At 72.2% G+C, this 24,227-nt stretch carries 18 protein-coding genes and 1 tRNA gene; 16 read left to right on the forward strand and 3 right to left on the reverse strand.

Features of this window, described 5'->3' with window-relative positions:
- The first annotated feature begins 13 nt into the window (after positions 1 to 13).
- From DEJ08_RS03940 to mfd, 7 genes are all read left to right on the forward strand, one after another.
- Complete coding sequence (locus tag DEJ08_RS03940) at positions 14 to 928, forward strand: hypothetical protein (RefSeq protein ID WP_111054899.1); 915 nt, start codon at positions 14 to 16, stop codon at positions 926 to 928.
- 84 nt (positions 929 to 1,012) lie between these two features.
- Positions 1,013 to 2,266 carry a sensor histidine kinase gene (locus DEJ08_RS03945; RefSeq protein ID WP_111054898.1) on the forward strand — a complete coding sequence of 418 codons (1,254 nt, stop codon included), beginning with the start codon at positions 1,013 to 1,015 and terminating at the stop codon, positions 2,264 to 2,266.
- The gene (locus tag DEJ08_RS03950; RefSeq protein ID WP_111054940.1) at positions 2,263 to 2,919 is read left to right on the forward strand and encodes a response regulator transcription factor; all 657 of its coding nucleotides are present in this window, start codon (positions 2,263 to 2,265) and stop codon (positions 2,917 to 2,919) included. Before DEJ08_RS03945 ends, DEJ08_RS03950 begins: the two co-directional genes overlap by 4 nt.
- A gap of 8 nt (positions 2,920 to 2,927) precedes the next feature.
- Positions 2,928 to 3,902 carry a hypothetical protein gene (locus DEJ08_RS03955; protein ID WP_111054897.1) on the forward strand — a complete coding sequence of 325 codons (975 nt, stop codon included), beginning with the start codon at positions 2,928 to 2,930 and terminating at the stop codon, positions 3,900 to 3,902.
- 328 nt (positions 3,903 to 4,230) lie between these two features.
- The gene (locus DEJ08_RS03960) at positions 4,231 to 4,854 is read left to right on the forward strand and encodes a 50S ribosomal protein L25/general stress protein Ctc (RefSeq protein ID WP_071405234.1); all 624 of its coding nucleotides are present in this window, start codon (positions 4,231 to 4,233) and stop codon (positions 4,852 to 4,854) included.
- Positions 4,855 to 4,883: 29 nt separating this feature from the next.
- Entirely contained in the window at positions 4,884 to 5,468 is a 585-nt protein-coding gene (pth, locus tag DEJ08_RS03965; protein WP_111054896.1) for an aminoacyl-tRNA hydrolase, read from the forward strand.
- Positions 5,469 to 5,550: 82 nt separating this feature from the next.
- On the forward strand, positions 5,551 to 9,159 hold the full coding sequence (gene mfd, locus DEJ08_RS03970) for a transcription-repair coupling factor (protein WP_111047454.1): 3,609 nt from the start codon (positions 5,551 to 5,553) through the stop codon (positions 9,157 to 9,159).
- A 159-nt stretch (positions 9,160 to 9,318) separates the two neighbouring features.
- Here mfd and nhaA read toward each other — a convergent pair whose 3' ends face one another.
- On the reverse strand, positions 9,319 to 10,497 hold the full coding sequence (nhaA, locus tag DEJ08_RS03975) for a Na+/H+ antiporter NhaA (RefSeq protein ID WP_111033598.1): 1,179 nt from the start codon (positions 10,495 to 10,497) through the stop codon (positions 9,319 to 9,321).
- A 90-nt stretch (positions 10,498 to 10,587) separates the two neighbouring features.
- Here nhaA and DEJ08_RS03980 point away from each other — a divergent pair, with 90 nt between their 5' ends.
- The 8 genes from DEJ08_RS03980 (at position 10,588) to DEJ08_RS04015 (ending at position 18,957) form a co-directional block, all read left to right on the forward strand.
- Positions 10,588 to 11,283, forward strand: coding sequence for a MazG family protein (locus DEJ08_RS03980; protein WP_111054895.1), 696 nt, complete (start codon positions 10,588 to 10,590; stop codon positions 11,281 to 11,283).
- 251 nt (positions 11,284 to 11,534) lie between these two features.
- A complete protein-coding gene (gene hisS, locus DEJ08_RS03985; protein ID WP_110865050.1) occupies positions 11,535 to 12,779 on the forward strand; it encodes a histidine--tRNA ligase in 1,245 nt (414 codons plus the stop codon).
- Between the two features lie 123 nt (positions 12,780 to 12,902).
- The gene (gene eno, locus DEJ08_RS03990) at positions 12,903 to 14,186 is read left to right on the forward strand and encodes a phosphopyruvate hydratase (RefSeq protein WP_027464494.1); all 1,284 of its coding nucleotides are present in this window, start codon (positions 12,903 to 12,905) and stop codon (positions 14,184 to 14,186) included.
- A gap of 341 nt (positions 14,187 to 14,527) precedes the next feature.
- Positions 14,528 to 15,061 carry an FtsB family cell division protein gene (locus tag DEJ08_RS03995; RefSeq protein WP_111029598.1) on the forward strand — a complete coding sequence of 178 codons (534 nt, stop codon included), beginning with the start codon at positions 14,528 to 14,530 and terminating at the stop codon, positions 15,059 to 15,061.
- Positions 15,062 to 15,136: 75 nt separating this feature from the next.
- Positions 15,137 to 15,685, forward strand: coding sequence for a DUF501 domain-containing protein (locus DEJ08_RS04000; protein WP_071406119.1), 549 nt, complete (start codon positions 15,137 to 15,139; stop codon positions 15,683 to 15,685).
- 40 nt (positions 15,686 to 15,725) lie between these two features.
- Complete coding sequence (locus DEJ08_RS04005; protein WP_111054894.1) at positions 15,726 to 17,201, forward strand: NAD(P)/FAD-dependent oxidoreductase; 1,476 nt, start codon at positions 15,726 to 15,728, stop codon at positions 17,199 to 17,201.
- 71 nt (positions 17,202 to 17,272) lie between these two features.
- Positions 17,273 to 17,346 (forward strand) — tRNA-Leu (locus DEJ08_RS04010).
- A gap of 270 nt (positions 17,347 to 17,616) precedes the next feature.
- A complete protein-coding gene (locus tag DEJ08_RS04015) occupies positions 17,617 to 18,957 on the forward strand; it encodes a threonine/serine exporter family protein (RefSeq protein ID WP_027464496.1) in 1,341 nt (446 codons plus the stop codon).
- A gap of 67 nt (positions 18,958 to 19,024) precedes the next feature.
- Here the strand turns inward: DEJ08_RS04015 and DEJ08_RS04020 are convergent, their stop codons facing one another.
- Both DEJ08_RS04020 and DEJ08_RS04025 read right to left on the reverse strand, forming a co-directional pair.
- On the reverse strand, positions 19,025 to 20,776 hold the full coding sequence (locus DEJ08_RS04020; protein WP_111054939.1) for a class I adenylate-forming enzyme family protein: 1,752 nt from the start codon (positions 20,774 to 20,776) through the stop codon (positions 19,025 to 19,027).
- A gap of 240 nt (positions 20,777 to 21,016) precedes the next feature.
- A complete protein-coding gene (locus DEJ08_RS04025; RefSeq protein ID WP_284180503.1) occupies positions 21,017 to 23,395 on the reverse strand; it encodes an Ig-like domain-containing protein in 2,379 nt (792 codons plus the stop codon).
- Positions 23,396 to 23,634: 239 nt separating this feature from the next.
- Between DEJ08_RS04025 and DEJ08_RS04030 the strand changes: the two genes are divergently transcribed.
- Positions 23,635 to 24,216 carry a LemA family protein gene (locus DEJ08_RS04030; protein WP_027464499.1) on the forward strand — a complete coding sequence of 194 codons (582 nt, stop codon included), beginning with the start codon at positions 23,635 to 23,637 and terminating at the stop codon, positions 24,214 to 24,216.
- Positions 24,217 to 24,227 lie beyond the last annotated feature (11 nt).

Raw genomic sequence — 24,227 nt, forward strand, 5'->3', positions numbered from 1 at the left:
GCACAGTGGTCGCATGGAGTTCGCCGACGTCGCCAGGGAGCTGCTGCTCGTCGCGCCGCAGGACTTCGTCGCCGAGCGCACCGCACGGCAGCGCGCGGTGCGGCAGGACAACCGTGCCCTCGCCACGGCGATCGGGAAGCTCCGGAAGCCCTCACCGGCCGCCTGGGTGATCGACCTGCTCGCCCACGACGGTGCCCTCGACGACGCCGTCGACCTCGGACCGGCGCTCCGCCAGGCCCAAGCCGACGCCGACCCCGACGCGATCCGGACCCTCCGTCGGCAGCGCGCCGAGGTCGTCGACGCCCTCGCGCAGGCCGGTGCGGACCTGGCGTCCGACGCCGGGCACTCCGTCACCCCGGCGGTGCTCGAGCAGGTCCGGTCGACGATCGAGGCGGCGATGGCGGACCCGCACGCCGGCGCGGCCGTCCGGTCGGGGCTGCTCGTGACGGCGCTCGAGAGCGTGGGGTTCGACGCGGTCGACCTCGACGGGGCGCTCGCGGATCCGGACGCGGTGCCCGATGCCTGGTCCGGCAGCGATGCCCCACCCATCCCCATCTCCCAGGCGAGGGGTGCGCGGAAGGCGAGCCGTGCCTCCAGGCCCGCGCAGCGCGACGCCCCGGAGTCGGAGCCGGACGCCGAACCCGAACCCGAACCGAAGCGCGACCCGGCCGCCGACCGGAAGGCCGCGCGCCAGGCCGAGACCGCAGCGCGCACGGAGTCCCGCGACGCCGACGCAGCACTCGACACCGCCGAGGCCGATCTCGAACAGGCGGAGGAGCGCCGCGCGGAGCTCCAGCGTGCCCTCGAGCAGGCCGAGGCCGAGATCACCCGGCTCGAGGCAGCCCGCGACGAGGCCGAGGCAGCGAGCGACCGGGCGCGCGACGTCCTCCACGCCGCGCAGGAGCACCGTCGGCAGGTCGGCCGCTGAGCCGTCCGGCGCGACCTCATCACCTCGGATGAAAAGCGGCCGCACGGCTCGGTCCCCGTCCGGCGAGGCCCATACGCTCGCGTCATGACATCCCTCCTCCGCCGGTACCGGCACCTGCTGGCCCCCGCCGCCGGCGCCGTGTACCTCGTGCTCTGGATCGTCGCCGAAGCCGGACGCGCGGGGCTCGCCGACCACGTCGTCGTGGTGTCGGCCTTCGCCGTCGCCATCGGCCTCGCCGCGTGGATGCCCGCGACCGCGCTCGGACTGGTCGTCGGCATCCCGCTCCTGCAGGCGGCCCGGCTGCTCACCCGACCGACCGACACGACCTGGCCGGAGTACCTGGCGATCGCGATCGTCGTCGGCATCGTCGGCGCCGGTCGGTCCGACCTGCTCCGCTACGTGGCGGTCCCCGTGCTCCTGCTCGCGAGTGCGGCAGCTGCCTGGGCGATGGCGGTCCCGACCGCTGCCGACCAGGACGTCTGGGGCAGCTGGGTGGGGAACTCCGGCGGGACCCGTTCCGACCTCGTCACGATCACCTTCGCGTTCGTCGGGGTCAGCGGTGTCGCCTGGGCGGTCGGCGTGGCCATCGGTGCCGCGTGGCGGATCGGCCTCGCCAGGGTCCGGGTGGTCGAGGCGCAACGCCGCACCGAGGTGACCACCACCGAACTCCGGGCCGAGCAGGACCGCGCGCGGATCGCCCGCGACGTGCACGACTCGCTCGCCCACTCACTGGCCGTCGTCGTGTCCCAGGCCCAGGGTGCCGCGGCCATCGCCGTGCGGGACGAACACGCCGCCCGGGCACTGCAGGACATCGCCGACGTGAGCCGCTCGGCACTGGGTGACGTCCGGGCCCTGGTGGAACGCATCCAGGCGAGCGACGACGCCGACCGCCACGGTCTGCTCGACGTCCCCGACCTGGTCGAGGACATGCGGGAGCTCGGGATGACCGCGACGTTCGAGGAGCACGGCGCCGGACTCCTGCCCGCGGGCAGTGCCAGCGCGGTGCACCGGATCGTGCAGGAGAGCCTGACGAACGTGCTGAAGCACCAGGGGCGGACAGCGACGGCCCGGGTGGCGCTCGACTGGCGCGGCCCGGGGCTCGGCGTCGTCGTGACGTCACGGGGGACCGAACCCCTCGTCGAGCTCGACGGTGTCGGGTCCGGTGTCGCCGGGATGCAGGAGCGTGCCCGACTGGCCGGCGGCTGGCTGCGTGCCGGTGTCGGCGACACCCCGGACGAGTGGGTCGTCACCGCGTGGCTGCCGACGACCGCCGCCGTGCCGACCACGGCGACGGTGGACACCGACACCGAGGCCGTCCGGCCGGAGCACGTCCGATGAGCGCCGTCCGCGTCGCCGTCGTCGACGACCAGCGGCTGTTCGCCACCGGGATGCAGATGCTCGTCGATGCCCAGGACGACATGACCTGCGTCGGGACCGCCGGCGACGGTGCCGCCGCCCTCGAGCTCTGCGCCGCCGAACACCCCGACGTCCTGCTGCTCGACCTGCGGATGCCGGTCATGAACGGCATCGAGACCCTGACGCGTCTCGCCGGGTCGACCCAGGACCGCCCGCGGGTCGTCGCGCTCACGACCATCCGCCGCGACGACGCCGTGCTCGCTGCTCTCCGCGCCGGCGCCGCAGCGTTCCTGACGAAGGACGCTCTGCCCGAGGTCGTCACCGCGACCATCCGCGACGTGCACGCGGGCCGACCTGCACCGACGGAAGCGGAGGCGCTGGACCTGCTGCGCGCGCAGGGCACCCCGGCCGTGACCGATCGGCGCGACGAGGTGCTCGACGCGCTGACGGCTCGCGAGCGCGAGGTCTTCCTGCTCGTCGCGAAGGGGCTCAGCAACGCCGAGATCGCCGAGTCGGTCTTCCTGAGCGACGCCACCGTGAAGACCCACGTCCGCGCCGTCCTGACGAAGCTCGGACTCCGGAACCGGATCCAGGTCGTCATCACCGCACACGAACGCGGCCTCGTCCGCGCCTAGGGGGAACCATGCAGATCACGAACCGCGTCGCGAAGACCGGCACCCTCGTCGTCGTCCTCGCCGGACTGGCCACCGCCGTCGTCCACGGCCTGCCCGAGCGTGCCGACGTCGCGGTCGCACCCACCGTCGACCAGGACAGCACGGCGTGGGCGATGCCGCTCGACGCCTTCGTCGCACCGGCCTCGTCGAAGACCACGTACGCGGAGGACCTCGTGGCTGAGCCCTGCCTGCGGAAGGCCGGCATCGACGACCCGGCTCCCTGGGCGACCGCGGCCGGGCTGCAGGCCGACGACGACGCGGCCGACACCGCCGCCCGGGCGAACCCCGCACCCGCACTCGCGACCACCCGGCCCCTCACCACGGCGCTCGCCGAGGCCCGCGGCTACCACGGGCCGTCCGTCGCCGGTGCGAACCAGGAGGGCATGCGGAAGTGGGGGTACGACCCAGACCGCCAGGCCGCGTTCGCCGCGCTCCCGGACGACGTGGCCGCCCGCTGCTGGAAGGCAGCCCGGAAGACGCTCGGCACCACACTGCGCGGTACGGAGCAGTCGGCGTCCGAACTCGCCCAGCGCCTGACGTACCTGGCGGCGCTGGACGCACGCCAGGACGACCCGGTCCGCACGGCCGCGGCCGGGTGGCGCACCTGCATGGCGCCGTCCGGTGTGCCGGACCTGCCGGAGGGTCCGGAGGGCATGCCGACCCCCTCGATGCACGTCAGCGCCCGTGACGGCGACCAGGTCGTCCTGTTCTCGGACGATCCTGGGAAGGCCGAGGTCGCCGTCGCCGAACGGGACGTCGCGTGCCAGGAGTCATCCGGCTACCGCAGCGCGCTGTACGCGGCGGAGTGGGAACGGCTGCTGCACGTCACCGCGACCGACGCGGCCGTGCTCCGGAAGGGTTCGACGCGGCAGCCGCAGGTGGACGCCCGCCTCGACCGGGTGATCGCGCGGCTCGCGCCGGCGACACCGACGGACGTCGACTGACGCGGCGGTCGCGGGGAGCGGTCCTGGGGGGAGCGCCCCGCGCCCGCCGCGTGGGGACGACGGACGGGAGGCCCGTGGCAGGACCGCCACGGGCCTCCCGTCCGTCCCGGTGTGCGTCCGGATCGTGACGCGCGACACGCCCGGACGGCCCTGCTAGACTCAGTCCCTGACTTCGGCGAGGGCTGCGTACGCGCGGCCGTGATCGACGCGGTGGGATACCCGGCAAGACCCTGGGATCGTTCCTCACGCGTGCACGCGTTCGAGTTGCAACACCACAGACCCCCACGATGCCGGCACCCCGGCGTCGTCCCCGACACCAGGAGGCACCATGGCCGACTACACCAAGCTCGCAGCGGAAGTCCGCACCAAGTTCGGCAAGGGCGCTGCTCGCAAGCTCCGCGCGGCCGACAAGATCCCCGCGGTCGTCTACGGCCACGGCACCGAGCCGAAGCACATCTCGCTGCCCGGTCACGAGACCATGCTGCTCGTCCGTACCGCCAACGCGGTCGTCGACCTCGACATCGAGGGTGCTGCGCAGCTCGCCCTCGTCAAGGACGTCCAGCGTGACCCGGTGCGCCAGATCATCGAGCACATCGACCTCGTGGTCCTCCGCCGCGGCGAGAAGGTCACGGTCGACGTGCCCGTCGTCATCGAGGGCGAGTCCTTCTCCGGCACCATCCACGTGCAGGACCTCAACACGATCTCGCTGCTCGTGCTCGCCACCGACATCCCGGAGCACGTCTCCGTGAACGTCGAGGGCCTCGAGGACGGCGTGCAGATCCACGCCGCGCAGCTCGAGCTCCCCGAGGGCGCCGAGCTCGAGACCGACCCCGAGGCGCTGGTCGTCGCGATCGTCACCCCGCGTGGCACCGCTGACGACGACGCTGCGGACGAGGCCTCGGCCGAGGCCGGCGCCGAGTCGGGTGCCGAGGGCGCCGCGGACTCCGAGTAACACCCCTTCGAAGACATCTGGTCGACGCTGTGACGGATCGAATCCTCGTGGTGGTCGGGCTCGGGAACCCCGGGCCCGACTACGCCGGCAACCGCCACAACGTCGGCCAGATGGTCCTCGACGAACTCGCCTCCCGCATGGGAGCGACGTTCAAGAAGCACAAGACGCCGAACCAGGTCGCCGAGGGGCGCCTGGTGCCCGGCGGCACCCGACTCGTGCTGGCGAAGCCCGGGTCGTTCATGAACACCTCGGGCGGACCGGTCTCCTCGGTGCTCGGGTTCTACAGCGCCACCCCGGCCGACCTCGTCGTCGTGCACGACGAGCTCGACCTGCCGTTCGACACCGTCCGCCTGAAGGGCAGTGGCGGGCACGGCGGGCACAACGGGCTGCGCGACATCATCAAGGCCACCGGCACGAACGAGTTCATGCGCGTCCGGGTCGGCATCGGGCGTCCGCCCGGTCGGCAGGACCCGGCCGACTACGTGCTGCGTGACTTCTCCGCAGCCGAGAAGAAGACGCTGCCGATCCTGCTGGCCGACGCCGCCGACGCGGTCGAGGCGATCGCCGAGGTCGGGCTGCTCGCCGCACAGCAGCGCGTGCACGCTCCGTCCTGAGCGCTCCGTGCCGGGCGTCGGTGCTGTTCGCCCGTCGCGCACGTCGCGGCCGGTGTCGGTGGCGGCCGGTACCATCTCCTGAGTGACGATCTCGGGCATCATCCCTGCGCTCTCGCGCGCCTCCGCCTTCGATCGCGTGCTGCGCGCCGCACCGCGCGACGCCGACTTCTCCGTCGTGGACGGCCTGCGCGTGCCGCTGCTCGGCGCGCTGCTCGCCGAGCGCAACGGTCCGCAGTGCGTCCTCGTCATCACGGCGACCGGGCGTGAAGCCGAGGCGGTCCGTGAAGCGTTCGGCAGCTACGTCCCCGACGCCGACGTGCTCGAGTTCCCGGCGTGGGAGACCCTGCCGCACGAACGCCTCAGCCCGAGTGCCCAGACCGTCGGCACGCGCATCGCGACGCTCCGGAAGCTCGCGGCGTGGCAGGCGGCGGACCCGGCCGAGCGCCGCCAGACCATCGTGGTCGCGAGCGTCCGCGCCGCGCTGCAGCCGATCGCGAGCAACCTGACGTCCCTGGCGCCGGTGGTGCTGCGGACCGACTCGCGGGGCAACGACCTGGCTGCGATCGCGTCCCAGCTGGTGGACCTCGCCTACTCGCGTGTCGACCTCGTCACCCGCCGTGGTGAGTTCGCGGTGCGCGGTGGCATCCTCGACGTCTTCCCGCCGACGGCCGACCACCCGGCACGCGTCGACTTCTTCGGCGACGAGATCGAGGCGATCAAGGCGTTCTCCGTCGCCGACCAGCGCACGACCGAGGACGACCTCGGCTCGGTCGAGCTGACCGCCTCGCGCGAACTCCTGCTCAGCGACGACGTCCGGCAGCGGGCGCGCGAGATGCTGCACGAGTTCCCGAACCTGTCGCAGATGCTCGCGAAGATCGCCGAGGGCATCCCGGTCGAGGGCATGGAGTCCCTCGCCCCGGCGCTCGTGCAGGACCTCGTGCCGATGACCTCCTACCTGCCGGACGACGCCACCATCGCGGTGTTCTCGCCCGAGCGGGTGAACGGCCGCGCGAACAGCCTCGCCGAGACGAACACCGAGTTCCTGCAGGCGGCCTGGAGTGCAGCGGTCGCCGGTGCCCAGGCCCCGATCGACCTCGACGCCGGCAACTTCCTGACCGTGCAGCAGCTCAAGAACACCCGGGGGCAGCGCACCTGGTGGACGGTGTCACCGTTCGACTCCGGCCTCGACGAAGGGGACACCGAGCGCGTCCTCACCGACGCCGAGGCCGCTGCCGAGGCCGGCGAGTACATCCGCGTCCGGGCCGAGGCGGTGCCGAGCTTCGCCGGCAGCGCCGACGGGGCGATCGCGCACGTCAAGTCGCTGACCGACGACGGGTGGGCCGTGGTGGTGACCGCGCAGGGCCAGGGCCTCGTCGAGCGTGCGGTGCAGGTTCTCGCTGACGCCGGGGTCGCCGCCCGTGCCGCAGCGGTCGACGCGCCGCCCGAGCCGGGGTTCGCCGTCGTGACGACCGCGACCGTCGAGCACGGCTTCGCGATCCCCGACCCCCGCATCGCGGTCCTGAGCGAGGCGGAGTTCTACGGCCGCAGCGTCCAGCAGGGCGCCCGCACCGTCAAGAAGCTCGCGAGCCGCCGCAAGAACGTCGTCGACCCGCTGCAGCTCAAGCCGGGCGACGTCGTCGTGCACGCAACCCACGGCATCGGCAAGTTCGTCGAGCTCGTCAGCCGCGAGGTCTCCAGCGGCGGCCGCAACGCCGTGAAGACGCAGCGCGAGTACCTCGTGCTCGAGTACGCGCCGTCGAAGCGCAACTACCCGGGCGACAAGCTCTTCGTGCCGACCGACCAGCTCGACCAGCTGTCGCGGTACGTCGGTGGCGAGTCCCCGACCCTGTCGAAGATGGGCGGCTCGGACTGGTCCGCCGCCAAGTCGAAGGCCCGCAAGGCTGTCCGCGACATCGCCGTGGACCTGGTCAAGCTGTACTCGGCGCGCATGGCGTCGAAGGGGCACGCGTTCGGTCCGGACACCCCGTGGCAGCGCGAGCTGGAAGAGGCGTTCCCGTTCGCCGAGACCGCCGACCAGCTCACCACGATCGACGAGATCAAGCGCGACATGGAACGCCCGATCCCGATGGACCGCCTGCTGTCCGGTGACGTCGGCTACGGCAAGACCGAGGTCGCGATCCGTGCCGCGTTCAAGGCCGTGCAGGACGGCAAGCAGGTCGTCATGCTCGTCCCGACGACCCTGCTCGTCCGCCAGCACATGGAGACGTTCCAGGAGCGCTTCGCCGGGTTCCCCGTGCACCTGCGCGCCCTGAGCCGGTTCCAGACCGAGAAGGAGTCGAAGGAGACCATCGCCGGGCTCGCCGACGGCACGGTCGACATCGTCATCGCGACCCACCGGATCCTGTCGCAGGGCATCACCTTCAAGGACGTCGGGCTCGTCATCATCGACGAGGAACAGCGGTTCGGGGTCGAGCACAAGGACCAGCTCAAGAAGTTCAAGACGAACGTCGACGTCCTGGCGATGTCGGCGACCCCGATCCCGCGCTCGCTCGAGATGGCGGTCACGGGCATCCGTGAGATGTCGACCCTCGCCACCCCGCCCGAGGACCGCCACCCGATCCTGACCTTCGTCGGGCCGCAGTCCGACCTGCAGGTGGCGGCGGCGATCCGCCGCGAGCTGCTGCGCGAGGGCCAGGTGTTCTACGTGCACAACCGCGTGAAGGACATCCAGTCGGTCGCCGCGCACCTGGCCGAGATCGTGCCGGACGCGCGCATCGCCGTCGCGCACGGGCAGATGTCGGAGACCGCCCTCGAGCAGGTCATGGTCGACTTCTGGGAGCGCCGCTTCGACGTCCTCGTCTCGACGACGATCATCGAGACGGGCCTGGACATCGCCAACGCGAACACGCTGATCATCGACAAGGCGGACAAGTACGGCCTGTCGCAGCTGCACCAGCTGCGCGGTCGTGTCGGTCGTGGGCGGGAGCGCGGGTACGCGTACTTCCTCTACGACTCCGAGAAGCCGTTGTCCGAGACCGCCCAGGACCGCCTCGAGACCATCGCCGCGAACAACGAGCTCGGCGCGGGCATGCAGGTCGCCATGAAGGACCTCGAGATCCGCGGGGCCGGCAACCTGCTCGGCGGGGAGCAGTCCGGCCACATCGCGGGCGTCGGGTTCGACCTGTACCTGCGGATGATCGGCGAGGCGGTGTCGCAGTTCCGCGGCGACGTCGCCGAGGGGCAGACCGAGCTCCGGCTCGAGATCCCCGTCGACGCGCACATCCCCGAGGACTACGTCGAGTCCGAGCGACTCCGGCTCGAGGCGTACCAGAAGCTGTCGGCGGCCTCGGCCCCGACGGCGCAGCCGAACGCGATCGACATGGTGCTCGACGAGCTCACCGACCGCTACGGGCAGCCGCCGCAGGCCGTGCAGACCCTGGTCGAGGTCTCTCGCCTCCGTCGTATGGCGCAGCAGGTCGGCCTGTCCGACGTCGTGGTGATGGGCTCGAACCTGCGGGTCGCCGGCAAGGAGCTCGCCGACTCGTCGCAGGTGCGCCTGAAGCGCATGTTCCCGGGTGCGCGCTGGTTCCCGCAGCAGAACGCGACGAGCATCCCGATGCCGCGTCCGCACGACCAGGCGCTGCCGGACGATGCCCTCATCCAGTGGGTGGAGAGCATCCTCACCGCCGTCTACGGGGCGACGACCCCGGCCGAGGCACCGGCCGCGTAGACGCGAGCGGAGACGGCCTGGAGGCACGGTGCGGGCCCGCACCGTGCCTCCAGGCCGTCCGTGGCCACGTCCACGGCGTGCACGCCCTTCGCGACGATCCACGCGTCGAACGACGCGTGGCCTGTCGTGGAACGGGTGCGAACCGCGGGCCGCGAGCCGCTACTCGGTGTCCTCGGCCTCGGACAGCTCGCGGCGCGCGCGGTACGCCCGCGCCCGCAGGGTGACGACGACCGCCGACGCGACGATGGCGATGCCCGAACCGACGAGCACGGCGAGGACGCCCTCGTCGAGGATCTCCTCGTTGCGGGCGAACGCCAGCTCGTTCATGAGCAGCGACACCGTGAACCCGATGCCGCCGAGCACGCCGACGGTGATGATCGAGAAGAACGACAGCGACGAGCGGCCGGGCGAGCGGAAGATCCGCGTGGCGATCGTGCCGAACAGCGTGATGCCGATCACCTTGCCGACCGGCAGCGCGAGGACGACCGCCCAGAACGTGGGGGAGAGCTCGCTGATGCCGACCGAGGGGATGATGACGGCGGCTGACGCGAACGCGAACACCGGCAGCACGATGGCGTTCGACCACGGCTCGACGTTCTCGTGCAGGGTGTGGCCCGGGCGGCGGGGCAGCACGAGCCCGAGGGCGACGCCGGCGATCGTGGCGTGCACACCGGAGTGGTAGACGAGCCACCAGGTCAGGAGCCCGACCACGACCATCGCCACGATGACGAGCGTCTGCCCGCTGCGCCCCGGACGGAGCATCCGGCCGAGCAGCCAGAACGCCGCGAGGGTGACGACAGCGCCCGCGAGGGCCAGGAAGTCGGTGTCGTGGGCGAACACCACGGCGATGATGATGATCGCGATGAGGTCGTCGAGCACGGCCAGCGCGAGCAGGAACACCCGGATACCGCTCGGCAGCCCGCGACCGAACATGGCGAGCACCCCGAGCGCGAACGCGATGTCCGTCGCCGTCGGGATCGGCCAACCGTGCGTGTACTGCGTGCCCGCGGTGACGAGCAGGAAGATGCCGGCCGGGACGAGCACGCCGCCGACCGCCGCGATGGCGGGGATGATCGCCGTCTTGGGGTTCGACAGCTCGCCGTCGACGAGTTCCTGCTTCAGCTCGATCGCGACGAGCAGGAAGAAGACCGCGAGCAGCCCGTCGCTGATCCAGTGCGCGATCGACAGGTCGAGGCCCAGGGCCCCGAGCGGCAGGTGCGCGTCGAGCAGCCGTTCGAGGCCGGGGCCGATCGGGGAGTTCGCCACGACCAGGCCGAGCACGGCGGCGGTGAGGAGCGCGATGGCGCTGAAGCGGGGGGAGCGGACGAGGGACGACATGGATCTCCGTCTCGAGGGGTCGGGTGAGTGTCCGTCGACCAGACTTCCCGACACACCACGACCATTCTACGCGGGTGGCACGATGACGTGATGACCGCCGTACCGGACCTCGTGACCGTCGTCGACCGCCTGCTCGCCGAGGACGGCGGGTGCGTCTGGAACCGGGCGCAGACCCACGCCTCGCTCGCCCGTTACGCCGTCGAGGAGTCGTACGAACTCGTCGACGCGATCGACGACGGCGACCCGGACGACGTCCGCGAGGAACTCGGCGACCTGCTCTACCAGGTGGTCCTGCACGCGGGGATCGCTGCCCGCGCGGGGGACTTCACCCTCGAGGACGTCGCCGCCGGGGCCCGGGACAAGATGACCAGGCGGCACCCGCACGTGTTCGGCGACGAGACGGCGGACACCGTCGAGGACGTCGTGCGGGTCTGGCGTGCGGCCAAGGCGGCCGAGAAGGCGAGTCGGCGGAGTGCGTTCGACGGGGTGCCGCGGGCGATGCCGCCGCTGGAGCGCGCGGTGAAGCTGCTGGAACGCCTGGAGGAACGTGGGGACGCCGACGCGGTCGTCGCGTCCGTCGTCGGGGCCGGTTCCGGCGTCGGCCCGGAGGCCCGTGGTGCGTCCGCCGCGCCCGCTGCGGACGACGGGGTCAGCATGGTCGACGCCGGGTGGGGGCGAGCGGTGCTCGGGGAGGTCGCGGCTGCGGCGGGACGCGGGGTGGACCCGGTCGCGAGTCTGCGGGCCGCGGTGTCTGCGCTCGAGGAAGCCGGTCGCGCCGTGGAGTGATCCCCGCGCGGGAGAACGGGCGCCCTCCCAACCCGAAAAAGAGAGGGCGCCCGTGAGCGGGCGTCGGCTCCACCAGGGAGAGGGGCCGACAGGGAAGCCCGCTCGAACCGCGGGACGCACTGCAGCACGTCGCCCCGCGAATCGGTCCGGAGCGTGGATCAGGCACGATCCGGACCGAGGTTCTGCATGCAGTATGCCAGTGGGTCGGCAGGCGCGCAAGCCGGAGACGCCCGTCTGCCAGAATTGACCGCATGGCAACGACCGTGACGGCACCCCGTGGCATGCGTGACTTCCTCCCGGCGGACAAGGCCCGGCGCGAGCACGTGCTCGGTGTCGTGCGGGACGTCTACTCGCGGCACGGTTTCGACGAGATCGAGACCCCGGTGGTGGAGGACGCTGCGCGGCTGCACTCCGGGCTCGGCGGTGACAACGAGAAGCTGGCGTTCGCGGTGATGAAGCGCGGGCTGACCACCGAGGACCTGCAGGCTGCCGAAGCGCCGCTGGACCTCGCCGACCTCGGTCTCCGGTTCGACCTGACGGTCCCGCTGGCCCGGTTCTACGCCTCGCACCGTGCGGAGCTGCCGTCGGTGTTCCGGTCCGTGCAGATCGCGCCGGTCTGGCGTGCCGAGCGCCCGCAGAAGGGTCGCTACCGCCAGTTCGTGCAGTGCGACATCGACATCCTGGGGGAGCCCGGGCAGCTCGCCGAAATCGAGCTCATCCGCGCGACGACCGCGGCCCTCGACGCCCTCGGGGTCCGCGGCACGACGATCCGGATCAACGACCGCCGGATCCTGCTCGCGCTCCTCGCGTCGTGGGGGATCACCGAGCCGGCCGCCGCGGACCGCGCGCTCATCACGATCGACAAGCTCGACAAGATCGGTGCGGACGGCGTCGCGGCGGAGCTCCGCAGCACCGTGGGTGCCGACCTGCCCGGGCTCGAGGACACCATCCGCGCGCTCGAGGCCGCCGACTGGACGTCGGTCGAGGGGGCGCCGTGGCTCGACGCCGAGGCCTTCGCCGACCTGCTCCGCCTGCGCGAGGCGCTGCCCGGGGTGGACCTGCGCTTCGACCCGACGCTCGTGCGCGGCATGGGCTACTACACGGGCACGATCTTCGAGGTCGCGCACCCCGACTTCGGCTACAGCCTCGGTGGCGGCGGCCGGTACGACGGCATGATCGGCCGGTTCCTCGGGCAGGACGTCCCCGCGGTCGGGTTCTCGCTCGGGTTCGAGCGGCTCGTCGACCTCGTGACCCTCCCGGAGTCCGCCGAGGCCGACGCCGTCGTGCTCGTGTACGACAAGGACGTCGATCCGGTCCGGCTCGCCGCGCTGAAGACCGAGGCGCTGGCGTCCCACCGACGCGTCCGGCTCGAGCGCCGCACGAAGAACACCAAGAACCTGCTCGCCGGCCTCGCTGCCCAGGGCTTCACGGCGTTCGCGACCGTCTCCGCGGACACCGCGTCGCTCGAGGGCGTCGAGTTCCGCCCGCTCGACTGAGCACCCAGTCCTCGTTCCAGCACGGACTCATCCACAGCGGGGCGTCACGGCCGACGTCGTGTTCACCTCCGCTCGCTAGGATCGACACCGCAATCACCACAACCAATGTGTAGGGAGTACCCCGTGGCCCTGATCGATGCCGTAGGCGCACGCGAAGTCCTCGATTCCCGAGGCAACCCGACGGTCGAGGTCGAGGTCCTCCTCGACGACGGCGTCGTGTCCCGCGCGCTCGTCCCGTCCGGTGCATCCACCGGCGCGTTCGAGGCGTACGAGCTGCGCGACGGCGACGCCTCGCGTTACGGCGGCAAGGGCGTCCTCAAGGCCGTCGACGCCGTCCTCGACGAGATCGGCCCGGCGCTCGAGGGCTTCGACGCCACCGACCAGCGCCTCGTCGACGCCGCGCTCATCGAGCTCGACGGCACCGAGAACAAGTCCCGCCTCGGCGCGAACGCGATCCTCGGCGCCTCGCTCGCCGTGGCCCGTGCCGCAGCCGACTCGGTCGACCTGCCGCTCTTCCGCTACCTCGGCGGCCCGAACGCGCACACGCTGCCCGTCCCGCTGATGAACGTCGTCAACGGTGGTGCCCACGCGGACACCAACGTCGACATCCAGGAGTTCTTCCTGGTGCCCTACGGCGCCGAGTCCTTCTCCGAGGCACTCCGCTGGGGCGTCGAGACCTACCACGCCCTCAAGGGCGAGCTGAAGAAGCAGGGCCTGGCCACCGGCCTCGGCGACGAGGGCGGCTTCGCGCCGGAGCTCGCGTCGAACCGCGCTGCGCTCGACTTCCTGCTCACCGCGATCGAGAAGGCCGGCTACACGCCCGGCAAGGACATCGCCGTCGGCCTCGACGTCGCGTCCACCGAGTTCTTCTCGGACGGCAAGTACCAGTTCGAGGGCAAGCAGCTCTCGAGCCAGGAGTTCACCTCCTACTTCGCCGAGCTCGTCGCGAACTACCCCCTCGTCACCATCGAGGACCCGCTGGCCGAGGATGACTGGGAGGGCTGGTCGCACCTGACCGCCGAGCTCGGCGACAAGGTCCAGATCGTCGGGGACGACCTGTTCGTCACCAACCCGAAGCGTCTGCAGCGGGGCATCGACGAGAAGGCCGCGAACTCGATCCTCGTCAAGGTCAACCAGATCGGCACGCTCACCGAGACGCTCGACGCGGTCTCGCTCGCGCACCGTCACGGCCTGACCTCGATCCTGTCGCACCGCTCCGGCGAGACCGAGGACACCACGATCGCCGACATCGCGGTCGCGGTCGACGGTGGTCAGATCAAGACCGGCGCCCCGGCCCGCTCGGACCGCGTCGCGAAGTACAACCAGCTGCTCCGCATCGAGGAAGAACTCGGCGACGCCGCGGTGTACGCCGGTCGCTCGGCCTTCCCGCGCGCCGCGTCGCTGTAGCCAGCCGCTCAGCAGTACCCGCACCACCGAGACGCCGTCCTCCTCCAGGAGGGCGGCGTCTCGTCGTGTGTGCGGTCCCGAGGTGCCGAGCGGTCAGGACGTGCCGCGCGCGCTGCGTCGAGTGGTCGCGAGTCGTCGGCTGGTCCGGGCCCGGCCGACAGGACGTGACCACCGGACGTGCGTCTGGCGGTGTGTGGTGACCACTCCGGGTGCGGGACGGAGGGGGCGGGCCGGAGCCGTGCCTCCCGGCTGCCTCGACGTCACGACGCGAGACGCTGAGAGGGCGCCGAACGGCCGCGTGCCGGGCGGCCCGACCGACCGTGCCGGGTTATCGTCGGACCGTGCCCAGCCAGAAGCCCCGCGTCCGCCGCGTCCCCGTGGCGATGCCTGACGGCAGCACACCCGCGCAGCCCTGGTACCGCTCGATCCACTTCTCCGGGTTCAGCCTGCTCATGCTCGCGATCATCGTGCTGTTCGTGGTGGTGCTCGCGCCGTCGCTCCGGACGCTCATCCAGCAGCAGGAGCAGATCGCCCAGCAGCAGCAGGAGGTCGCGAGCCAGAAGGCCGACGTCACGCAGAAGAAGCAGGACGTCGCACGCTGGGACGACCCGGCGTACATCGAGGCGCAGGCCCGCGACCGACTGCTCTACGTGTACCCGGGCGAGGAGAGCTACCTCGTGATGGGCACCGAGGACAAGCGGGCCGAGAAGACCCCGACCACCGACTCGGGCACCCCCGTGAGTGCGAAGGTGCAGACGCCCAAGGTCGACTGGGTGCAGGCGATGCTCTCGTCGGTGCTGCAGTCCGGACTGACGGACGAGCGTGCCGCCGACCTCGTCGCCCCCGACGTCTCCGGCACGGGCGACAGCAAGTAGTCCGGACCGCAGGGCGCGGAGCCGTCCGGCCCGACGGTGCGAGGGGTTCCGCTTCTCCGGTAGGCTCACGTTCCCGTGACGACCCCTCCCTTCGACCCGCCCTCCGACCGCGACGTCCAGGTCGTGTCGGCGCAGCTCGGCCGACCGGCACGTGACGTCATCGGGATCGCGGCACGCTGCGTCTGTGGCAACCCCACCGTCGTCTCCACGAAGCCCCGGCTGTCGAACGGCACCCCGTTCCCGACGTTCTACTACCTGTGCCACCCCGCGGCCACCGCTGCGGTCAGCACCCTCGAGGCCAACCAGGTGATGCCCGAGCTGGCAGCCCTGCTCGAGGACCCCGAAGTCGCCGCGCAGTACCGCGCGGCCCACGAGTCCTACCTGGCCGATCGCGAGTCGATCGAACACGTCGACGAGATCGACGGCATCAGCGCCGGTGGCATGCCCACCCGCGTGAAGTGCCTGCACGCCCTCGTCGGCCACGCCCTCGCCGCCGGACCCGGCGTCAACCCCATCGGCGACCTCGCGCTCGAGCGCGCGGACTGGTCGCCCTCCCGGTGTGAGTGCCGGGCGTATGATGACGGTGCAGACGCTGGAGTCGGGGCGGGTGGCGGCGAAGTCTGACCCGACTCCCGCACACCCCCATCCAAGGAGATCATCCCCCGTGCCCAAGATCCTCGTCGTCGGCGGCGGTTACGCCGGTTTCTACACCGCATGGAAGCTCGAGAAGCACCTTCGCCAGGGCGAAGCCGAGGTCGTCATGGTGGACCCGCTGCCGTACATGACGTACCAGCCGTTCCTGCCCGAGGTCGCCGCCGGTTCCATCGAGCCGCGTCACGCGGTCGTCGCGCACCGTCGTCACCTCAAGAAGACCCGCGTCGTCACGGCGAAGGTCACCAAGGTCGACCACGCCACCAAGACGGCGACGATCACCCCGACCGAGGGCGAGGCGTGGGAGGAGTCCTACGACCAGATCGTCATGACCGCCGGCGCGGTGTCCCGAACGTTCCCGATCCCGGGCGTCGCGGACGAGGCCATCGGCCTGAAGAACATCGAGGAAGCCGCGTCGATCCGTGACCGCATCCTCAGCAACTTCCACAAGGCGGCGAACCTGCCGGCCGGTCCCGAGCGCGACCGCCTGCTCACCGTCGTCGTCGTCGGTGGTGGCTTCGCCGGCATCGAGGTGTTCGCCGAGCTCCGCTCCTTCGTCACCGACCTGCTGAAGAGCCACCCGCAGCTGTCCTTCGACGACACGCACTTCCACCTGGTCGAGGCGATGGGCCGCATCATGCCCGAGGTCTCGCTCGAGACCTCGCACTGGGTGCTCAAGAACCTCGCCGAGCGTGGCGCGACCGTGCACCTCGAGACCCAGCTGGCCTCGGCCGTGGGTGGCGTCTGCGAGCTCAAGACGAGCGACGGCGCGATCGAGACCATCCCGTCCGACCTCATCATCTGGACCGCCGGAGTCATGGCGAACCCGATGGTCAAGGGCACCGACTTCCCGCTCGAGCAGCGTGGCCGCATCCGCGTGCAGCCCGACCTGCGCGTGGTGGACGACAACGGCGTGATCGCCGATGCATGGGCCTGCGGCGACGTCGCAGCCGTGCCGGACCTGACCGGTGGCGGTGTCGGCGGGTTCTGCGTGCCGAACGCCCAGCACGCCGTGCGCCAGGCCAAGCAGCTCGCGAAGAACGTCGTCGCGACCATCCGTGGCGAGGCGACGACCGACTACAAGCACGAGAACCTCGGCGCCGTCGCGGGTCTCGGCCTGGGCACCGGTGTGTTCCAGTCCGGCAAGTTCGCCATGAAGGGCTTCCTGGCCTGGGGTGCCCACCGCGGCTACCACGGCCTGGCCATGCCGTCGTGGGAGCGCAAGTGGCGCGTCATCGGCGACTGGGTCGGTGGCTTCTTCCTGGGCCGCGACATCGTGTCGCTCGACGACCGCGAGACCCCGCGTGCCGCGTTCGAGGCGTTCGCGTCCCGTCCGAAGCCCGCCGCCGAGGCTCCGGCCGCGCCCGCCGCGGCCCCGGCTCCGGAAGAGGGCAAGGTCGCCGGTGCCGCCGGTCCCGTCTACGGCGAGCCCGCGAAGGACGTCTCCAACGCCCCCGAGCCGGTGACGGCCCCGGCCGACGCCAAGTAGCAACGCTCGTCACGAAGGCGGTCACCCGTGAAGGGTGGCCGCCTTCGTGCATCGGTAGGCTGTTGCGGCCCGCCCCCGTGGCCCAATCGGTAGAGGCACGCGACTTAAAATCGCTGAGTTGTGGGTTCGAGTCCCACCGGGGGTACCGCCGAGGCTCTGCCGCGGCGCCCGCCGCGTGCCGCTGCGAAAGCGACAGAACTCTGCGAACAGTTCGCGTCGTTCTGTCGCTCCGGCCGCACAGTCCGAGCGATGGTCCTGCCATCTGTCGCTTCGACGGTGGGATCGGGTCGCCCTGGGCATCGGACTGGAGGCGCGGGACCGGCCCGCCACGTGCCTCCCGGCCCGCGGACCGTCGCCTTCCCGCGAAGACGGCGCGACTGCACGACCGGCTCGCCGCCCAGTAGCATCGACGATCGTGGTCGGACTCGGAAGCGCACTCGCCAACCTGCAGAACGCCCTCCGCCGACCGGAGGCCCACGTCGAGGTCGTCGACGGCGAGAGCGTCCCGGTCGGCATGCTCCTCGGCACCCTCGGAGCCCTGCTCCTGGACGCCGGCAGCTCCGTCACCGACGTCCGGTCGGCGCTCGAGAAGGCCCGGGACGCCGCCGGGGTCGGACCGACGCTCGCGATCGGCGTCCTGCCCGCCCTGGTGATGGTGAGCGAGGTCTCGACGGGCGCCGCCACCATCGTCAACGCCGAGGGCGTCGAACTGTCGTCCCGCCAGGCCGCCCGCGCCAACCGCGTCGTGCTCGGGCTCGAGAGTGGCTCCATCGCCCTCGCCGAGATCCCCGCCCGCGTCCGGGCCATCCGGGCCGGCACCGTCCCGCCGCCAGCCCTGCCGTGGATCCTCGGCAACGCCCTGACCTCGGCCGGCCTGGCCGTCGTCTTCCGCTGCCCCTGGTGGGCGATCGTCCTGGCGCTCGTCGTCGGCGGCCTGGTCGGCGTGATCGGACTGGTCCTCCGGCGCTTCCGCGAAGCCGTGGCGATCATCCCGTTCCTGGCCGCGTTCGTGTCGACGGCGATCGTCGGCCTGGTCGCCGCGGGCACCGGGTTCGAGCAGGTCCCGCTCTTCGCGGTCTGCGCCCCGGTGGCGGTGTTCGTCCCCGGCGCGCTCATCACCAACGCGTTGCTCGAACTCACCGCCGCGGACATCGTCACCGGGTCGTCGCGCCTGGTGCAGGGGCTCATCATGCTCGGCTTCATGGCCGCCGGCATCGCGTCCGGCAGCGCCCTGACCGGGTTGCACGTCGACCCGTCGTCGGCCGCGCTCGTCGGCGAGGTCGCGGGGGTCGGCACCGACCTGGCCGGCTGGGAGTCCGTGCCCGCGTACTGGGTGTCGTGGGTGGCCGTCGTGGTGCTCGCGGTCGGGCTCGGTCTGGTGTTCCGGTCCGGGTGGCGCCTGACGCTCGTGTCGGTGGCGGTCATGGTCACCGCCTACGCCGTGGTGAGCACGACGACGCCGCTCTGGGGCAGCGTCGTCGCGACCGGGGCCGCAGCGGCGCTGCTGTTCGTCGCGACCCGGTTGCTCGAGCGGCTCGTGCCGGCGATCCCGGCGACGGTGTCGTTCTTCCCGGCGTTCCTGCTGCTCGTGCCGGGGACGGTTGGGCTGGTGGCGGTGGCCACCTTCGATCCCGAGGCGCTCGCGACCCCGCTCGCGACCTTCGTCAGCCTGTGCATCGGGACGAAGATCGGCGGGCTCCTGCCCGGCCTCTTCGCCCGCAACGCGCCCCGGCGCGCGGTGGACGCGACCAGCTGACGGCCTGGAGGCCCGTGGCGGCGCCGCCACGGGCCTCCAGGCCGTCACCGGCCGGGTACCGGGCCCGCTACGGCTCGATCAGCCGGCCGGCTGCCGCATCCGCCGCGGCCGTGTCCTTCGCCAGGTAGTGCACCTTCTTGCCGGTGGCGTTGTAGGGGAGGTCCGGGACGAAGCGGTACCGCCGCGGGCGCTTGTACCGGGCGAGGCCCGGGTGGGACCCCGTCCAGTCCTCGAGCGCGGCGGCTGCCTCGGTGTCGTCGGCCGGCAGCCGGTCGCCGGCACGGACGACGTACGCCGTGATGACCTCGCCCCACCGCGGGTCCGGCACGCCCACCACGATGGAGTCGGCGACCCCGGGGTGCTCCTGCAGCACCGCCTCGACCTGGACGGGGTGCACGTTCTCGCCGCCGGAGATGACCATGTCATCCTTGCGGCCCACGATCGTGACCCGCTCGTGCTCGTCCCACGTGGCGAGGTCGCCCGGGTAGAACCAGCCGTTCGCGAACTTCTCCGCCTCGAGCCCGGGGTTCCGGTACGAGTAGCCGGACTTCACGGTGCGGACGGCGAACTCGCCGATCTCGGTGCCGTCCTTCGCCACCGTGTCGGTCGGGTCGGCCAGACGGTCCTCGTGCACGCGGACGACGGCGACGTCGTCGTCGGTCGATGCGCGACCGGTGGAGCCGGCGCCGTCCGGGAAGTCCTCGGGGCGCAGGAACGTGTTCCAGAAGGTCTCGGTGGTGCCGTAGCCGTTGAAGATCCGCGGCGACAGCAGCTCCTGGTACCGCAGCGCCGCGGCTCGGTCGAGCGGTGCGCCCATCGTGACGATGCCGTTGAGGCTCGACAGGTCCCGCGCCCGGCGTTCCTGCGCGTCGGCGAGCTGCACCAGGTTCGGCGGGGCCCCGATCAGGAACGTCAGTCGCTCGGACTCCACCAGGTCGAGCACGCGGTCGGCGTCGAAGTGTCGCAGCGTCGTGAGTTCCGCGCCGACGTAGAACACCGGGTTCGGGCCGCCGGAGTACAGGCCGCCGCGGTGGAACAGCGGCGACATGTTGAGCGTCTTGTCGAACGGACTGAGCGGGAAGTGCATGACCACGTCGTGCGCGCTGAGCACCTCGACCAGGCTCGGCAGCGGGACGGGCTTCGGCCGACCGGTGGTGCCCGAGGTGTAGAGCCGGGTGGACTCGTCGTAGGTGCTGCGCGGGCCGATCGCCGCGAGTTCCTCGGGGGAGACGGGATCGGACGCGAGCAGCTCGACGAACCGGTCGTGGTCGCCGCCGATCGGGACGACGTGGTCCGGTCGGTGCGGCGAGGACTCGATCGCGGCGGCGATCGCACTCGTCCGCTCGGTGTCGTGCACCAGGACAGCGGGTGCGGAGTCCTCGATGATGAACGCGACCTCGTCCGGGGCGAGCCGGAAGTTCGTCGGCGAGAACACCGCGCCGATGCGGTGACAGGCCAGGTAGAGCATCGCGAACTCGGGTGTGTTGAACAGCTCGACCATCACGACCGAACCCCGTCCGCCACCGTGCCGGACGAGCCACCCGGCGACCCGGTCGACGGCGTCGCCGAGCTCGGCGTAGGTCCACGAGCGGTCCGTCTCCGGCTCGCGCAGCGCGGGTCGGCCGGCGAAGCGGTGGGTGTTGCGGGCGAAGCCGTTCGCGTAGGTGAAGCTGCCCTCGAACACCTCGCGGAAGCGCGTCGCGTCGTAGTCGGACCGGGTGTCGGTGTGGGGTTCCGGGTCGGACCGGGTGTCGGCGTGGGGTTCCGGATCGCGTCGGGTGTCGGTGCGGGGTCCCGGGTCGGGTCGGGTGTCGGTCATCATCGCTCCTGCCGCGGTCGTGCGGTGCACACCGTCGATGCTGCGCGGGCACCGGTCGCGCGGCACTGCTGCACCGCTGGTCCGGTGCGGCGTCGGTCGTCCGTGTGGGACGGCGAGCGTCCTCCGTGCGGTGCGACCAGCACCGATCGTCACACTAGCCCGCTGTCCGCGAACCGGCCCGGAAGTGCGTCTTCTGTCCCGGGGGCGGTGCGGTGCGCCGCTCTGGAGGCCCGGCGCGGGTCAGACGCGGGCCGCGCGCCGGTCGGTGCTCAGCCAGACCAGGGCCGCGATCGCGGCCGCCACGCAGGCCGCGGCGATGCCGACGAGCAGGGCCGGTGCGGCGTGCGTGCCGGTCGTCCCCGAGTAGACCGCGGTGGTCAGCGCGACGGCGACCACTGCGAGCGCGACGTACCGACCGCGGGAGGCGGCGAGCAGCGCGCTGCCTGCGGACCCCGCGACGGGCAGCAGGGTCGCGACGACGGCACCGAGGCCGCCGACGCACAGCGTGATGGCGAACTCGGACCCGAGCGACACCCAGAAACCACCGCCCGCGAGCAGGCTGTGCAGCACCCAGCCGGCCGCGGCGAGTCCGAGGAGGGCCAGCACCCGCCAGGTCGCACCCCGGGCGCTCGCGGCGATCCCCGTACCGAGGCGGAGCGGTCCGGTCCCCAGTCCGGGGCGGACGGACGGCACGAGGACGACCCCGACGATGAGTGCGGGGGACAGGTCCGCCGCGCGGGTGACGCCGCACGCCACGAGGGCTGCGAGCACGAGCCACGGCGACACCCGGAACCCGATGGTTCGGTGGTCGCTGCCGGCTGCCCACCGCGTGGCGAACACGACGGCGGCGGTCAGGACCCCGGTCCCGGCGAGGACGGCGATCGCCAGACGGGCGTACCGCGCCTCGAGCTCGACGCCCACCCCGAGCAGGGTGCACAGCGCTGCGACGGACACCGCGATGGTGATCGACGCCCAGGTCGGCAGGACGTCGTCGCCGCGTGCGCGGTCCGACCGCGAGCGGTTGCGGCCGAGCAGCCCGGCGAACGGCGAGCGGAGGCGACCCCGGGTGACCGCGGCCACGAGGGCGAGCGGCGCCGCGATCAGCAGGAGGAACCCGGCGGCGACGGCGGTGGCGACCAGGACGGTCCGCCACGAGAACGCGGCCTGGATGGTCGGGACGGTGCGGTCGTACGTCGTCGCCGCGGTCCAGTCGCCGGCGGGGCCGGACCAGTCGGGGTGGCCTCCGGCGCTGCCGTTGCCGGCCGGGGTGCTGCCGGTGCCGGTGCCGTCGCCGTTGTTGGACCCGTTGCCGTTGGCGGTGCCTGCTGCGCCGCCGTCGTCGTTGCCGTTGCCGCCGTCGCCCCCGTGGCCGGCGGCGTTCGTGCCGGTGCCGGTGCCGGTTCCACCGTGGCCGGTCGCGCCGGGGGTGCCCGTCGTCGCGCCGGATCCCGGCGTCGACGTGCCCGGCGTCCCCGGGGTGTCCGTGGCGCCCGGGGTCGGTGTGGCGGTCGGGGCCGTGGTGGTGGACCACACCGTGACCCGGACGGCGGTCGACGACCGGGAGTAGTTGCCGGCGACGTCGTGCTGCGTCGCGGTGACCTGGTGCCCGCCGGCGCGCAGCGTCGACCCCGCGGTGGAGCACGACCACGAGGCGTCCGACGCGACCACCACGCCGCACACCGGCGCACGGTCGACGTACACGGTCACGCGGGCGCCCGGCTCACCGGTCCCGGCCACCGTCGTCGAGCGGGTGCCGATCCGTTGGCCGTCGTCCGGCGTCGTGATGCGCGGGGCAGCGGGCGCCGTGCGGTCGACCGTGATCGTCACGGGAGCGGAGGCCGCGCTCCGCAGGTCCGACCGGTAGCCGCGCGCCGTGCTGGCGGTCTGCGACGCGGTGACGGTGAACCGGCCGTCGGCGAGCGACCCGAGGGCGGCGACCCACCGACCGTCCGCACCGACCCGGGCGGTCTGCTGGGCCGAGGAGCCGGACACCGACAGCAGCACCGTCGATCCGGGGTACCCCGTGCCGGAGACCGTGCCGCCGGTGGGCCCGGCGGCCGCCAGGGTCGGCGGGACGATGACGTCCGAGGCCGGTGCACTCGCGACGGGCAGCGCGGCGACGAGGTCGCGCACCGTGAAGACCTGTTGCGGGCCGGAGCGCACGGTGCCGAGGCAGGCCCAGGAACCGTTCGGGGCCACCCGGGTCGTGCACCCGGACGAGCCCGTCGCGGCCGGGCCGGTCACCCGGACGGTGTGCCCGGGGGTGCCGGTGCCGTGGAAGCGCGTCGTCCCCGTCGTGACGTCACCCGGGTCGGCGATGGTGGGCCGAACGGCCGGACGCGTGGGGGTGGGCGTCGGGGCGCCCGGCCGGCCGGGGCTCGGCGGAGCGATCTCGCTCGGCTCGGGGGTGGCGGTGGGGGTGGCGCCTGCCCGGGCGGCGGGGGCTGCCGGGGCGTCCGCAGCGGCAGCGTCGACCGACGTGCCGTCCGCGGCGACCGCGATGGCCGGGGCTGCTGCGGCCCCGAGGAGGGCGGCGACGAGGACCGTCGTCGCAGCTGCGAGCAGGGCGAAGCGGGGACGACGACGAGGGCTGTCGCCCCCGACAGCCCTCTCGTCCACTTTCTCCCCGCTCGTGTTCACCGGACCCATCCCACGGGATCGGCGGCCTCCGGTCAATACACCTCGCGGATGAGGTTCGGGATCGGGCCGCAGTCCGGGAACCCGGTGTGCGTGACTCGGGAATCGGCCGTGAACACTGCTCACGGAACGGAGCATGCTCAGCGCGTCGATAGACTTCACGATGGCCGTTCAGGCCAACGCAGCACCGCGGATCCCGACGCGCAAAGGAGTACGCCCGCATGGACACCGGACTCGTCACGACGCTCATCGTCGTCGGAGTGGTGGTGGTCGTCCTGGTGATCATCGGGATCTACCTCTGGGTGACGTACAACTCCCTCGTCACGCTCAAGGTCCGGGTCGACGAGGCCTGGAGCGACATCTCGGTGCAGCTGAAGCGCCGCGCCGACCTGATCCCCACCATCGTCGACACGGTCAAGGGGTACGCCACGCACGAGAAGGCGGTCTTCGACGACGTGACGAAGGCCCGCGCCGAGACCCTGTCCGCCGGTGACGCCGACACGGCCTCCACCGCCGAGGGGCACATGCAGAAGGCCCTCAAGAGCGTGTTCGCGGTGGCCGAGGGGTACCCGCAGCTGCAGTCGAGCCAGAACTTCCTGCAGCTGCAGTCCGAGCTCGTCGACACCGAGGACAAGATCCAGGCCGCCCGCCGCTTCTACAACGGCGGAGTGCGCGAGCTGAACACGAAGATCCGGGTGTTCCCGAACTCCACGTTCGCGAAGAACCGCGGTTTCTCCGAGGCCCCGTTCTTCGAGACGAACGAGCCGGCGGCCATCGCCGAGCCGCCGCGCGTCCAGTTCTGACCCCAGCGTCG

It is taken from the genome of Curtobacterium sp. MCLR17_054, from assembly GCF_003234335.2.
GTDB lineage: Bacteria > Actinomycetota > Actinomycetes > Actinomycetales > Microbacteriaceae > Curtobacterium > Curtobacterium flaccumfaciens.

What these genes read in the sequence shown, in the direction of transcription:
- DEJ08_RS03940 (WP_111054899.1), top strand. Translation starts at nt 14, where the DNA reads ATGGAGTTCGCCGACGTCGCCAGGGAGCTGCTGCTCGTCGCGCCGCAG.
- DEJ08_RS03945 (WP_111054898.1), top strand. Translation starts at nt 1,013, where the DNA reads ATGACATCCCTCCTCCGCCGGTACCGGCACCTGCTGGCCCCCGCCGCC.
- DEJ08_RS03950 (WP_111054940.1), top strand. Translation starts at nt 2,263, where the DNA reads ATGAGCGCCGTCCGCGTCGCCGTCGTCGACGACCAGCGGCTGTTCGCC.
- DEJ08_RS03955 (WP_111054897.1), top strand. Translation starts at nt 2,928, where the DNA reads ATGCAGATCACGAACCGCGTCGCGAAGACCGGCACCCTCGTCGTCGTC.
- DEJ08_RS03960 (WP_071405234.1), top strand. Translation starts at nt 4,231, where the DNA reads ATGGCCGACTACACCAAGCTCGCAGCGGAAGTCCGCACCAAGTTCGGC.
- nhaA (WP_111033598.1), bottom strand. Translation starts at nt 10,497, where the DNA reads ATGTCGTCCCTCGTCCGCTCCCCCCGCTTCAGCGCCATCGCGCTCCTC.
- DEJ08_RS03980 (WP_111054895.1), top strand. Translation starts at nt 10,588, where the DNA reads ATGACCGCCGTACCGGACCTCGTGACCGTCGTCGACCGCCTGCTCGCC.
- hisS (WP_110865050.1), top strand. Translation starts at nt 11,535, where the DNA reads ATGGCAACGACCGTGACGGCACCCCGTGGCATGCGTGACTTCCTCCCG.
- DEJ08_RS04020 (WP_111054939.1), bottom strand. Translation starts at nt 20,776, where the DNA reads ATGACCGACACCCGACCCGACCCGGGACCCCGCACCGACACCCGACGC.
- DEJ08_RS04030 (WP_027464499.1), top strand. Translation starts at nt 23,635, where the DNA reads ATGGACACCGGACTCGTCACGACGCTCATCGTCGTCGGAGTGGTGGTG.